Genomic DNA, 14,291 nt, shown 5'->3' with positions numbered 1-14,291 from the left:
TCTGATTTAAAACCTGAGTTTATGCCCTGCTCTTCTAGCTTCTGACCCGACTATGATAGACATTATTCGTGTTCTGTCTGAGTTTCTGTCCTGAGGTTCTTACTCAGTTGTCTCACAGTCGTTTAGGGGCGACTTACTTTTAACTTAAGTGCCGATGACTTTAGCCCTGATGGCTTAGCTAGGGTGCAACTTCAAGCTTGTCTAATATTTTGCTTGGAATCATTTATACGTGGTTCGGCACATGAACAAAAACGGTTTTATTTCACATACAACATGAGCCATATTCATGATCGATTAGCATGGCGTTGTTGATTAACCAGAACTCGGGATAGGGAAAAGCAGGGGAAGCAATATATTGTCGAGTTAGTTTCCCCCTAGAGACAGTTCGTAATATTGCCAGTTACACATATTTGCCCCATCCTCCTTAGTACAATTAATCAGTTATTTTTTGGGGCATCAGAATTTGCCATAAAATTTCTATTGATGAGTAGGGTCAAATAGTAGTTCACCCGTTACGAATTTTTATATAGTTTCAGCATCGTTTCTAGAATTTATTGCTAGACGACAGCAATAAGCACCAACACTTTTGTTCAATAACGAAGTGTTAAAACCTAATGGGGGCTATTTATCATTGCTGAGTTCCACTAATGGCATTGATATTTTAATGCAAATAAAATCATGATCTTAAAAATCATTCAGTACCATAATATGAGAGTCTGTATCTCATGAAGTAGTGGCGATTCATTCCAAATTGACTTTATGCTTATAATACCGGATCTTATCCATATTACAGTGTGTATTTTATTATGAGCAGGCTGATGAAGCTATCCAATAGTTGTAAGAAAACTCTGAACTCCTTGCTTGTGGAAATGGTAAAAAGTTACAAGCTCTGGCACACAGATCATAAAGCCTATTTCCAAGAATTTACTGGAATAGACCGTTTATTTTTAAGCATAAACGCTCCCGCCGACCTTGCTAAAGAAATGAATGATAGGTTTCATGCAGATGAGCATTGTGTATTTCAACTACATCATTCCAACCTATCATTAGTTCAAATTAGAGAGTTATCAGAAGAAGTTAGAAAGCAGAACAATCTAAATTGCCACTCTTACGAGTTAAAAAGTATTTTAGAGGGGATTATCTACGAATATTTTAATGCTGACCTCAATAGCTTTGCCGATAGTTTTGATAATGACGGTGTGTTTTATAAGCCAAATTACGAGATATTTGATAAAATTTTCAACCGCAGAATCCAGCAATTTAAAGCAACTTTTTCAAAACTTGTATATCAATTTCCAGTAATTGTTTTCAGTTTGTAGAATGCACTCAACTTGAGTCAGAACATTCGTCTCATACCGCTAATACCAGAAAAATTAAAAGAAAATGTATTATCTAAATTTAAATATTCTAGGTCATTCGCACCAAATTATTATCTTGAGGTCAGTGTTGATACGCCTTGCAGTAGAAGCCTTTCTATAGAATTGGCAGAGAGAGCGCGTGATACGGCCTATAATGTCCTAAAGTTATTGGCAACTAGATATTCCACAAATGCAGTACCGCTACTATCTGCTAATGACAGAACCTTTCATCACTTTTATTTCCATAGATCAGGTATTAATGTTGAAGCACTACACACTGATACGAGTATTCATTTTCCTGTCTTCCAAAAGGACTCTAAGGAGTTCTGGCAGCACTTCAATGACGAAAAGGACTTACCCAATAGCCTAATAAATATTGCGTTCAACATACCTGAATTGCTGTTAGTCCCAGATATGAAGCAACAAAGGGTTGTAGATCGCTTAGAGCGCTCACTGCTATGGTATGGTGATGCCTCTACCGACTCAAATTCATATTTACAGATACAAAAAATGGTGAGTTCATTAGAAGCAATAGTAAATTTTAAAGAAGCTACTACAACTGAAACATTCAAGACTAGGGTTAGAAATTTGAATATAACTCACAAAGGTATTTGTGAGGACAAAGCTAAAATGGCTGCTGAGCTTTACAATGCACGTTCAAGAATTGTGCATGGTAATTCGATTAATGAGAAGTTAAGTTTTTGTCCGGTACAATTTTGCGCTGAAACTCTGCTAAGAGCGATTTTTTATCTACACCTCTTTGGTATCCACAAAACCGGATTTAGCAAGTCACTCCCCCAATTTATTGATGACATTCCTCTAAATGCTATTATCTAAAATGAGAACTGTCGATAGTTAAGCAAATGCAGGAATAAGTCACAAGAGGACGGGACAGCAGGACCGAGGACATTATCTCATCTGAGGGTATCGTGTTTGAGCTATATATCTATCGCACTTCTGTCCCAAAGTTTCTTATGCTCAATCGAATGACTTCGCTCAAACCAAATCAGATTGAACAATTAAGCTAAATACTCATAACTTAATTTTTGAACCTACTGGTTACGCTGATACGTGAAAGGTGAGCAAGGGTGATTTGCGAGACGACCGTCCGCCCCATGGACGGGGCGGTCGAGCATCCACGGATGGACTGGCTGCGCGTCGGGGAGCAAATGCCATGGCAAACCATTGCTCAGAACGATGAACAGCCTCCCTACCGCCTCAATCCTTTATCTCTTGCTTCTAGATGGTTTCTAGATATCGCTCGCTTCGAAAGGCGTTACAAGCCTTAAAGTCGTCTTGCCTCAATCACGCTATCGACCTGGGTCAGTTTAGATAACACTCGCGATAAACCATCAAGGTTATAAAGCTCTAGTTCCAACTCAATCGCGGCGGTCTGGTTTTTAGTATCCGATGACGAACTCATGGCTAATACATTGGATTTTTCGGCAGCCAACACTGAGGTTAAGTCACGCAATAAACCGCTGCGATCGTGGGCTAATACCCGCAAACGCATTCGATAACCGCCGGAGTAATTTTCGCCCCAGACCACATCGACACCACGCTCTGGGTGAACCCGCATTAACTCTTTAACTTGTTCACAATCAGCGCGATGCACAGAAATACCACGACCTTTAGTGATAAAACCTAAGATTTCATCACCGGGAACGGGCTGACAACAACGGGCGATATGGTTAAGCAAGTTACCCACACCGTTGACTTCAACCTGACCACGGCCACTGGAGGTCGGTTTATGTTGGCCTTTCTTGACTAATTCTTCGACCGCATCTTCTTCTGACACTTCGTCGAGTCGCAGACGGCTTTGAATATGGTTAACCACTTGATGCAGACGCACATCACCGCCGCCAATCGCCGCCAGTAAATCATCCATGCTCGCCATATTAAAGCGCTCGACCGCGATGGCCGCGTCTTTAATTTTAAGGCTCACCCGCGCCAATTCGGATTCAAGCATTTCTTTGCCGGCGACAATATTCTTGTCTCTGTCCTGCTGCTTAAACCAATGCTGAATTTTCGAACGCGCCCGCGAGGTACGGATATAACCTAAGTTAGGGTTAAGCCAGTCGCGCTTGGGATTGGGCTGTTTCGAGGTGATGATCTCGATACGCTCGCCCGTTTCAACCTGATAGGTGAACGGCACAATACGGCCATCGACCTTAGCACCAATACATTTGTGCCCCACTTGGGAGTGAATGTAATAGGCAAAGTCGAGCACGGTTGAGCCCAGTGGCAAGTCGACGACTTCACCGCTTGGGGTGAACACATAGACTCTGTCTTCAAACACTTGGCTGCGGACTTCTTCGACCAAGTTGCCACTTTCGACCACGTCTTCCTGCCATTGCAGAATTTTACGTAGCCAGTTAATTTTTTCTTCGTAGCCGCTTTGCTTACCGGAATGATTATTACCTTCTTTGTATTTCCAATGCGCGGCCACACCCAGCTCTGCATCTTCATGCATGTCTTGGGTACGAATTTGAATTTCAACGGTTTTGCCCTCAGGCCCCACAACTACGGTATGAATCGATTGATAACCGTTAGGTTTAGGGTTGGCGACATAGTCGTCAAATTCCCGCGGAATATGGTGCCAAAGCGTATGCACCACACCTAACGCGCCATAACAATCCTGCAGACGATCGGTCACGATACGCACGGCGCGCACGTCAAACAACTCATCAAATTTAAGGTGTTTGCCCTTCATCTTGCGCCAGATACTGTAGATATGTTTTGGCCGGCCGTAGACCTTAGCGCGAATTTGGTCTTCATCTAATCTTTGTTGCAACTGGCTGACAAACTTGTCGATAAAGACTTCACGGTCCAGTCGTTTGCCGTCTAACTGCTTAGCGATGTCTTTATAGGTATCTGGATGCAGGTAGCGAAAAGAAATATCTTCCAGCTCCCACTTTAGTTGACCTATGCCTAAACGGTTGGCCAGCGGCGCATAAATATCGGCAATTTCGCGGGCCAGTAGCACGCGAGTTTCTTCGTCGGCATTTTTCACCGCCCGCAGCAAACACACACGCTCGGCCAGTTTAATCACCACTGCACGCACATCTTCAACCATCGCCAATAACATGCGGCGGATGTTGTCGATTTGCGGCTCGGTGGAGCGGCTGTTGGGATTGATTTTCAACGCGCCGATGGCATTCATGGTCACAACGCTCGCCACTAAACGCGCCAGCGGCTCACCAAATTTCTCTTTGATGGCCTCTTCGGTCAGTAACCCAGCATCGAACACCACAAACAAAATCGCCGCTTGCAGGGTTTCAATGTCCATGTTCAGCGGTGCGAGGATTTCGATCATCTCTCGAGCACGTTCGAGCAGTTCTCTCTTCGCCGCAGGACTCTTGGCGGGTAAGGCGTCAATCTGCCCTATCAAGGAGAGCAGCATCTGCGCTTCATCGGCATGACCGACATAGCGAGCCACCCAATCTTCTAAGTGAAAATCGGGATCATTAAAGTGCGCTTCGCGAACAGAGACCATCTAATTTATTTCCTTATCCGTGCTCAGAGAGAAAGTGGGCACCACTTCAGCTCTCCTATCTTCAGCATTGGCGCGAACTTGTCAAACCCAACCGACGTAATAATCACATTTTTTACGTTATTCAAACGCTTTGCTTACTTTGCCAGCGCAAATTACTTGGTTAATTCAAACAGTGCCATGGCTTCGATATGGTGTGTTTGTGGGAACATGTCGATAAGTCCCAATTGCTGTAATCGGTAACCGCGCTCTAACAGCACTGCGCTATCGCGAGCCAAGCTCGCAGGATTACACGAAACATACACCACTTTGCGCGGCTTCATTTTCTTTAGCCATTGCAAGCTTTCAAACGCCCCAGCACGGGCAGGATCGAGCAGTAATTTATCAATTTTACCCATCCAAGGCTCAAGGGATAAATCCGCGCTTAAGTCGCCATGGTAAAAGGTCAGTTTATCAAGGTTGTTAGCTTTCGCGTTCACCCGTGCCTGAGTCACCATCTCGGCAACCCCTTCGACGCCAATCACATCAGCGCCCATTTTCGCTAAGGGCAAACTGAAATTCCCCATGCCGCAGAACAAATCCAAAATGCGCTCATCTGGCGCTGGCGCTAACCAATCCATCGCTTGCGCGACCATGGCCTTGTTAATCTGTCCGTTCACTTGCACAAAGTTACCTGGGGTGAAACTTAAACTCACCGCATCCGACTCAGCTTTGTCATCTAACAGCTGATAAACAGGTAACACTAACTCAGCGCCGACGCCTTGGAATTGGCCTTCGTTGTCCTGCAGACAAATATGGATCTGATGCTGCTCGGCAAAGGCTGACAGCTTAGCAAGATCTTTATCGTTTAACGCCTTAGTGATCCGCAGCACGGCAAAGTGACCATTATCAGCGGCAATCAACTCAAGATGGCCTAAGCTGGCTTTAGCCGACAATTGGTTCAGCAACTTAGCAAAGGGGACGATCAAGTCCGATAACGGCTTAGCTAACACCTGACACTGGCTGATTGGTACCACATTACTGCTACTAGCGGCGCGAAAGCCTAAACTTAAGTGCTTGGTATTTTTATCAAATAAAGTTGCAAGACGGGCGCGGCGACGATAATGCCAACCTTCACCCGTTAATGCGGGCGATAACGTGCCGCCTTCGGCGCCGGCAAACTTCGCCATAATATCCAGCAGCGCCGCTTCTTTATGCTCCCGCTGACCCGATAATGACATATGCTGTAAGTCGCAGCCGCCGCAGGTGTGATAGTGTGGACACTCAGGTTCCACGCGCTCAGAGCTAGGTGTATCGACTTTAATTAACTTGGCGCGGGCATAATTTTTCTTTTGCTCGGTGAGCTGTACCGTCACGGTTTCATCGGGCAGTGCGCCGGGGATAAACACGACTTTACCTTGATGTTGTGCTATACCTGCCCCTAAGTGATCGAGCTGATTGACGCTCAGCGATAACTTAGCCGACAACTGTTTGGAACTATTTGGTTTTGCTTTAAAAAATTGCGCCATTTCGGCCTCTAAATCAATAAAATACTGGCAAAGACCGCCCTCTTTCTGGCAGTCTTATAAAATTATCTTAGTCTCTGTCACAGGAAACACCGCCGCTGCTATGAACCCAGTCAACAACATGACCAAATACAGCCTACGTTCTTGGGTTCTTGTACTGGCGCTCGCGCCAACAATCTTGGTCGGTATCCTTCTGGGCAGCTACTTTACCATAAACCGTTTTTATGAGCTCGAAGATACGCTCGTCGAACAGGGCAGCAATATTATTGAGCCGCTGTCGATTGCCAGTGAAATCGGTTTAGTGGCCAATGATCGCGAGGCAACCAAACGCTTACTCGCCGCGGCGCAGCTCAACAAATCTACCCTCGTGAAATCCATCGCGATTTTCGACGCCAATAATCAACTCTTTGTGACCTCGCACTACCACAAAGATTTTGAAATTATGCGCTACAAAGAAGCGCTTAACACACTGCATAAAACCGAAATAGAGCATGTGGGCGACAGCCTGATTTTACGGACACCGATTTTCTCCACCGGGCCCAGCGCCGCTCCCGCTAATTACGATATCCAAACAGACGATGGTCAGCTGTTAGGTTATATCTCCATCATCATCAATAAAGAACGCGCTTTACTTGAGCAACATAGAGCCGCCGTCGCCGCCTTTATTATCGTGTTAATCGGGGTGCAGTTGAACTTGCTGTTCACTTTCCGGCTGGTGAAAAACGTCACTCAGCCCATTACTGAAATGGTGCGCGTCGTCGCTAAAATCCGTGAAGGTAAATTGGACGCCCGCTTAGATGGCAACTTGATTGGTGAGCTCGACTTACTCAAACGCGGTATCAATGCCATGGCGGGGTCGTTGTCGGAATACCATGATGAGATGCAGCAAAATATCGACCAAGCGACTTCGGATCTGCGGGAAACCTTAGAGCAGATTGAAATCCAAAACGTCGAGTTAGATTTAGCGAAAAAACGCGCCCTAGAAGCCAGCCGAATTAAATCAGAATTCTTAGCCAACATGTCCCACGAATTACGTACGCCGCTCAATGGCGTTATCGGTTTTGCGCGGCAATTGGTGAAAACCCCTTTGCATTCGAGCCAAGTGGATTACATCAAAACCATTGAACGCAGCGCCACTAACCTGCTGGGCATCATCAACGATATTCTCGATTTTTCTAAACTCGAAGCCGGTAAAATGGTGTTGGAAAACATGCCCTTCGGTCTAAGGGAAACCATAGGCGATACCATCACGCTAATCTCGGGCAGCGCTCAGGCCAAGGGCCTAGAACTCGTCGTCGATATCGCTCCTAACGTACCGGACAATGTGAATGGCGATGCCATGCGCGTGTGCCAAATCATCAATAACTTGGTCGGTAACGCGATTAAATTCACCGATTCTGGCAGCGTGATGGTCAAAATCGAACTGCAAAGCCAGTCGGAAGAACAAGTGGTACTGCGTTGTGATGTGGTCGACACAGGTATCGGTATCGATGAAAGCCAGCAGGACTTTTTATTCCAAGCCTTTGGCCAAGCCGACTCGTCGATTTCCCGCCGCTTTGGTGGCACAGGCTTAGGTTTAGTGATCACTAAGCGTTTAGTGAATCAAATGGGCGGCCAAATCGGCTTTACCTCATCCCCAGAGAAAGGCTCAAACTTCTGGTTCAGTTTGCCGCTCGGCTTAGGTCAGTTCCAAATCGGTGATTCACTGCCGCTCGAAAAACTCAAAGACAAAACCATACTGTTTTATGAGCCCAGAGTGCTGACTCATGCAGTCTTGAGTCGCCAATTGAAACAATGGGATACCAAAGTGACTCACCATCAGCATATCCCAAGCTTGCTGACCACACTCAACACGGCCGAAGCGCCATACGACTATGTTCTATTGAGTTGCCATGGGTTTAGCGATGCAGGACAACTGGTAAGCACACTTAACTTGGCAAAGACCAAAACCGATTGCCTTGTGGTGCTATACGATTGCCAAGAACAAGACGCCTTAACCCAGTTTATCCGCCCGAATGCCGATGTGGTGTTGTCTCTGCCCGTGAGTGAGCACCAGCTTGCCCGCAACTTACTCTATCCACCGATGGAGTACGACATCATAGCCCCAGTGACCATAGCCACGCCGGCGGCGCGCCAATCATTAACTGTACTGGCGGTGGATGATAACTTTGCCAACTTAAAGCTAATCGACACCTTGCTCAGCGAGTTAGTGACAACGGTAGTTGCAGTCAACAGTGGCGATGAAGCAGTTAAACAGGCGAAGACGCGCACCTTTGATTTGATTTTTATGGATATTCAGATGCCAGGCACAGATGGTATCAGCGCCACTAAGCAAATTCGCCAAGGCTCGATGAACCGTAACACGCCAATTATTGCCGTGACGGCCCATGCGATTGCTGAAGAACGCGAGCTGATTTTAGGCAGTGGCATGGATGGATATTTACCGAAACCTATTGATGAAGCGGCGCTCAAAGACGTTATCCATCGCTGGATCACTCGGCCTAAATTCACCCATTTTGACCTGCATACGCTGAACTGGGATTTATGTTTAACCCAAGCAAATCATAAGGCAGACCTCGCCTTAGACATGCTGAGAATGCTGCTCGACTCCTTGCCACAAACTGTGACGACAATTCAGACGGCGCTGAGTCAAAACGATCACCCCGTCATGCTCAGTACTATCCATAAGTTGCATGGGGCCAGTTGTTACTGCGGCGTGCCTACAACCCAAAGATTATGCCAAGAAATTGAATCGGCACTAAAACGTGAAACAGCGGTCGAAGATCTCGAACCCGAAATACTAGAGTTACTTGATGAGTTAACTAAGGTAGAATCTGCGGCAAATCAAGTGATATCACAGCTATCAGCGGAAATAACAGATGACCAAAAAAACGGGCTTCTTTAAACGTCTTAAGGCGTTAACACTGCCACAAAAACAACTCTTCGCCACTGCACTTTGCCAACGCATGTTGCCCAACTATCAACTATTTTCCGAAGTCTGTGAGTTTGGTGACCCTGCAGTGTTAAGCACTGCATTAGAGCTACTGTGGCAATCCCTGTACGATCCTAAGCTTAAATTCAATATCGATGTGCATCTGCAACGTCTTGAAGATAACACCCCTGAACCCGCTGATTTTGAAGCCTATGGCGTCTATCCAGCCATGGACGCTGTGGTCGCCATATCGACCTTACTGGGTGCGATTCAAGGCAAGATTGAAGAAGATATCGTCAATATCAGCAAACTGTCATCGAGCACAGTGGCTAACTATATCGAAGCCATCAGCGATGTCGATTTAGTCGATGAAGCATTAGATGATTTTGTTTTTGCCCATGAAGTCATGGAAGAAGAGAAAGAATTACAAAATTCTCTGCTGGAAATTATCGAAGAAAATCCAAAGATCACGGCGGAACTGGTCAAAGGTTTACGCAAAGACATTATCGAAGCGGGCGTATCAAATATCGGCATCAGCGTCGCTTAATTGATAGGGTGCTTGGGGTAACTCAGGCACCCTTATTCCTAAACAATATGTCTAAACAATGTTTCTAAACAATGTTTCTAAACAATGTTTCTAAACAATGTTTCTAAACAATGTTTCTAAACAATAAGCCTCTAGTCTCGACTGCAATCACTTTCAAGCAAGCCCAAAACGAGTAAAACTAAAGCTAGCAAGTTCCATCAGCCAATATTGAGTTATTCCAATGAAAAAGATTGTTTATCAAGGATTTGTTTTAACCAATAGCGAAGGACGAACCGACAGTTGGAAACTGACTATCAAAGATCAGCAGCGTATCGGTTCTTTATTCGAACTGCGGCGTTTAGTGGGATACTTCTTGGAACTCGGTATATTACCCGCGACACGCTCCAGCTTGCAGGACGCGAAACAAACGCAAAATACTATGAGCAAAAACACGGTAAAACCTAAAAGACGTTAAAAATCAGTTCCCCCTCGTTAAATCAACGCATAGAGAATAACTCTGGCGCCTTTGACTGCATAAACTCAATAAAGACTCTGACCTTTAGCGGCTGCTGGCTGCGCTGATGATATAAAATCGAAATCCGCCTCTGCTCGCCAATCCATTCTGGCAATAATACTTTAAGTTTCCCTTCTTTAATCTGCTGTTTTACAAACAGTTCAGGACCATACAAGATCCCGCCATGGCCTAAGGTCGCCTGAATCGCACCGTGTAAATCCGTGAGGGTCAACTTAGTTGGGCCATTAAAATAGAAAGACTCACCGCTCGGATGCTTTAAATGCCAATTAAACAGCGGCCAGACTTTTATCAGCTGATGGGCTTCGAGATCATCGGGATGCTCAAGTTTAGGTGCTTGAGCCAAATATTCTGGCGTGGCAAACAGGCAATAATCCAGCTCGCCTAAGGTACTCGACACCCAAGAAGAATCAGGCTGAGCCCCGCCGACAATCGCCACATCTATGCCTTTGTCGATCAAATCCACTAACTCATTGCTCTGGGAAATGTGCAAACGGATATCGGGATACAGGCGGCCAAATTCATTCAATGCTTGAATAAACACGATGGAAATAATCGAAATCGGCGCGGCGATGCGCAGGGTGCCCTCGGGTTTATCGCTGCCCGCACCACTCAGTTCATCAAATTGGGCAACCACACTCTGGTAGCGTTGAAAGAGCGCCAGTCCTTCCTCAGTCAGTCGCAACTTGCGGGTGCTGCGCATAAAGAGCTGTTTATCGAGCTTGTCTTCCAACTTCGCTAACTTGCGGCTCACTGTGGCAATGGGCATATCAAGCTCCTTCGCCGCCTGTGAAAAACTGCCCGCATTGACTAAATGCACAAAAAGATAGACAAGTTGTAGTTCAGCGCCTAAATCATCACTCATTGCATGTCCTAATTCTGTTCTAGCTGCCCACTTTAGGCACTATATAAAGTCATCAACAATCACAGCGTACGCTAAGTCATTGTGTTTTAAACATCAATTAATCCACTTATACGACCATAGCGCAATAGCCTTAGACTGAAATGATATGTTATTTTGTGGCGAGTTTTACTGCGCTGGCGCTAGTTCTGGTTCTAACGTGACATAAAAAAGGCAAGCGCCCACCTAAAATCATAGCGATAGTAGAAATGACGGTGGTGGCTGAGTTTATTCAAATTTAATCGTAAGGATGAGTGAGGGAAATGACCATTTTAACCCCTCTGTTTGCCGTCTTCGGGATCATGTTGCTCGGCACACTAGTGCAAAAATTAAAACTCTTGCCCGTCGATACGGATCAAGTGCTAAACCAGTATGTGTACTATATTGCTTTCCCTGCGATCATGCTTATCGCCCTCGCCCAGCAGCCAATTGGCGAGATTTTGCAATGGGGATTTATTGCGGGCTACAGCACGGCTATGGTGATCACTTATCTTGTCTGCCTTGGGCTCTCGCTGCTTGCTAACCCGAAACAGCATGCGGTTGCCGCCATTCGAGCCCTTAATGCCACCTTTGGTAATACCGCATTTATTGGTATTCCACTGCTCATCATCTTATTCCCGCAGCAGCAAAGTGCGTTAGTTGCCGCCGCGATTGCCAGCTTATTATCCGTGCTGATGTTTGCCGTGGCCTTAGTCTCGATGGAACTGGCCACAAACACCCAAAGACAACACCACGCCATAGTCATAATGATGATGGCGGTCGGTAAAAACCCTATCGTTATTGGTAGCTTGATTGGCGTCGGCATTTCGGCGCTAGAGATAAAACTGCCCTCAGGGCTGGCGCTAATGATCCAACAAATTGGCAATACCTCAAGCCCGTGCGCGCTGTTTGCCATCGGCATGGTGCTCGCCAAAGCGATGCGATACCAGAAAGATAGCAGCGTATTTAGCCCCAAGAATTTTATCGAACTGAGCCTTATTAACCTCTTCAAGCTAGTTGTCCAACCGGCACTCGTCTACTTTATGCTTAACCGTTTTGGTGTGAGCGGTGACTACCTGATCATGGGCGTGATCTTGAGCGCATTGCCCACAGCCGCTAGCGTGTACTTGCTCGCCCAGCGCTATAACACTCAAGCTTCAACCAGTGCTCAGGGCATTCTATTTGGCACCTTAGTCACTTTCTTCAGTTTACCTATCTTAGAAAGCTTAGTAAGAACCCATGCATAATCAGTCAATTAAAAATATTTACTGCCGATAATGCCGATTATTTACCCAAGCCACTTTACTGTATATAAAATCAGTATATACTGTTTATCAATACAGTGGTTTGGTATGTTTTTCGACAGGAATTCACTATGCTTTGCCAACTCAGCATTAATAACTTCGCAATCGTCCGTTTTTTAGAACTGGATTTTCGCCCCGGTATGACCAGCATCACAGGTGAAACCGGCGCGGGTAAATCAATCGCCATCGATGCGCTAGGCCTGTGCCTAGGCAATCGCGCCGATGCCAGCAGTGTTCGCCCCGGAGCCAATAAAACCGAGGTTAGCGCTCGCTTTTCCTTGGATGATATTCCACTGGCAAAACGTTGGTTAGAAGATAACGATCTTGAACTCGATGATGAGTGTATCCTACGTCGAACTATTGGTAGCGATGGCCGTTCACGTGCCTATATCAATGGTAATCCAGTGCCGCTGACGCAACTCAAATTACTGGGTCAGTTGCTCATCGGTATTCACGGCCAACATGCGCACCATGCGATGTTAAAAAGTGAACACCAACTCACCCTGCTCGACAGTTATGCCAACCACAGATTGCTTATCGATACGGTTGCCGCCAGTTTTCAACGCTGCAAACAAATTGAGGCCGATCTAAAGCAACTCGAAGCCTCCCAGCATGAACGTATTGCCCGTAAGCAATTAGTGCAATATCAAGTAGAAGAACTCGATGAGTTTGATCTTAAAGTCGATGAGTTCGATGAAATTGAGCAAGAGCACAAACGTCTTGCCAATGGCACTGAGTTGATTGATACCTGTCAGGCGAGCTTAGATATACTCACCGAGGGCGAAGAGAACAATATAGAGTCGCTGCTCAACCGAGTCGTTTCCCTCGCCGAAGATCTGCAAAGCTACGATCCTGCATTAAGCAATATCAACACTATGCTCAATGATGCCTTAATCCAAGTGCAAGAAAGCGCAGGCGAATTACAGCACTATTTGAGTAAGCTTGAACTCGATCCAACCCACTTTGCCTATTTAGAAGAACGGCTATCAAAAGCCATGCAACTGGCGCGTAAGCACCATGTCAGCCCAAATAAACTGGCCGAACATCATTTAGCACTCAAGACAGAGCTGAGCACCTTAGACAGTGACGAAAGTAAACTCGAAGAAATTCAACTACAGGTCGAGGCAAGTAGAGCCGCTTACCTTAGTCATGCGCAAAAGCTCAGCCAAAGCCGCGCTAGATATGCCAAAGAACTCGACAAGCTGGTGACTCAGTCAATCCATGAACTGAATATGCCTAAGGGTAAATTTACGATCGAAGTCAATTTCCACCCAGAGCAAATGTCGGCCAACGGCAGTGACAATATCGAATTTATGGTCACCACTAACCCAGGCCAACCCTTACAGCCGATTTCGAAAGTCGCGTCTGGCGGCGAGCTTTCACGGATAGGGTTAGGTATTCAAGTGATCACCGCGAAGAAAGTTGCTACGCCAACATTGATTTTCGATGAAGTGGATGTCGGGATTTCGGGCCCCACCGCCGCAGTGGTTGGCCGCATGTTACGCAGCTTAGGGGAATCGACCCAAGTACTGTGCGTGACTCACTTGCCGCAAGTTGCGGGCAATGGTCATCAACACATGTTCGTCGATAAGTTTAATAAGGCGGGCAGTACAGAAACTACAATGAAGTCGCTCGATCGTGAGCAACGCATTCAAGAACTTGCAAGACTGTTAGGTGGCGATACTATCACCAGCAATACCCTAGCAAACGCAAGGGAACTGCTGCAATAGTAGAATCAAGCAGAAAAGGGGTAAGGGATGT

At 46.0% G+C, this 14,291-nt stretch carries 10 protein-coding genes; 7 read left to right on the top strand and 3 right to left on the bottom strand.

The window, feature by feature from the left end:
- Positions 1-818: 818 nt before the first annotated feature.
- Together BM607_RS22005 and BM607_RS22000 are read left to right on the top strand one after the other, a co-directional pair.
- A complete protein-coding gene (locus BM607_RS22005; RefSeq protein WP_212669161.1) occupies positions 819-1,319 on the top strand; it encodes a hypothetical protein in 501 nt (166 codons plus the stop codon).
- Positions 1,320-1,331: 12 nt separating this feature from the next.
- Positions 1,332-2,195 carry a HEPN domain-containing protein gene (locus BM607_RS22000; protein WP_212669160.1) on the top strand — a complete coding sequence of 288 codons (864 nt, stop codon included), beginning with the start codon at positions 1,332-1,334 and terminating at the stop codon, positions 2,193-2,195.
- Between the two features lie 448 nt (positions 2,196-2,643).
- On the opposite strand, the gene relA is transcribed toward BM607_RS22000, so the two are convergent.
- Together relA and rlmD are read right to left on the bottom strand one after the other, a co-directional pair.
- On the bottom strand, positions 2,644-4,854 hold the full coding sequence (gene relA, locus BM607_RS11625) for a GTP diphosphokinase (RefSeq protein ID WP_071938342.1): 2,211 nt from the start codon (positions 4,852-4,854) through the stop codon (positions 2,644-2,646).
- A gap of 152 nt (positions 4,855-5,006) precedes the next feature.
- The gene (gene rlmD, locus BM607_RS11620; RefSeq protein ID WP_071938343.1) at positions 5,007-6,359 is read right to left on the bottom strand and encodes a 23S rRNA (uracil(1939)-C(5))-methyltransferase RlmD; all 1,353 of its coding nucleotides are present in this window, start codon (positions 6,357-6,359) and stop codon (positions 5,007-5,009) included.
- Positions 6,360-6,459: 100 nt separating this feature from the next.
- Here rlmD and barA point away from each other — a divergent pair, with 100 nt between their 5' ends.
- The 3 genes from barA to BM607_RS11605 all read left to right on the top strand — a co-directional run bounded on the left by barA (position 6,460) and on the right by BM607_RS11605 (position 10,289).
- Positions 6,460-9,261 (top strand): two-component sensor histidine kinase BarA, encoded by a 2,802-nt coding sequence (gene barA, locus BM607_RS11615; protein WP_071938344.1) that lies wholly within the window; start codon positions 6,460-6,462, stop codon positions 9,259-9,261.
- On the top strand, positions 9,236-9,835 hold the full coding sequence (locus tag BM607_RS11610; RefSeq protein WP_006082631.1) for a YjaG family protein: 600 nt from the start codon (positions 9,236-9,238) through the stop codon (positions 9,833-9,835). Before barA ends, BM607_RS11610 begins: the two co-directional genes overlap by 26 nt.
- A gap of 220 nt (positions 9,836-10,055) precedes the next feature.
- Positions 10,056-10,289, top strand: coding sequence for a DUF3319 domain-containing protein (locus BM607_RS11605; protein WP_006082632.1), 234 nt, complete (start codon positions 10,056-10,058; stop codon positions 10,287-10,289).
- Positions 10,290-10,311: 22 nt separating this feature from the next.
- On the opposite strand, the gene BM607_RS11600 is transcribed toward BM607_RS11605, so the two are convergent.
- Positions 10,312-11,211, bottom strand: coding sequence for a LysR family transcriptional regulator (locus BM607_RS11600; RefSeq protein ID WP_071938345.1), 900 nt, complete (start codon positions 11,209-11,211; stop codon positions 10,312-10,314).
- Positions 11,212-11,510: 299 nt separating this feature from the next.
- On the opposite strand from BM607_RS11600, the gene BM607_RS11595 reads away from it, so the two are divergent.
- Together BM607_RS11595 and recN are read left to right on the top strand one after the other, a co-directional pair.
- A complete protein-coding gene (locus tag BM607_RS11595; RefSeq protein ID WP_071938346.1) occupies positions 11,511-12,473 on the top strand; it encodes an AEC family transporter in 963 nt (320 codons plus the stop codon).
- A gap of 128 nt (positions 12,474-12,601) precedes the next feature.
- Positions 12,602-14,260 carry a DNA repair protein RecN gene (recN, locus tag BM607_RS11590; RefSeq protein ID WP_071938347.1) on the top strand — a complete coding sequence of 553 codons (1,659 nt, stop codon included), beginning with the start codon at positions 12,602-12,604 and terminating at the stop codon, positions 14,258-14,260.
- The last annotated feature ends 31 nt before the right edge of the window (positions 14,261-14,291 follow it).

Source organism: Shewanella sp. SACH (assembly GCF_001887095.2).
GTDB lineage: Bacteria > Pseudomonadota > Gammaproteobacteria > Enterobacterales > Shewanellaceae > Shewanella > Shewanella baltica.
The sequence above is the reverse complement of the archived record's forward strand: the minus strand, read 5'-3'. Positions and strand labels throughout refer to the sequence as shown.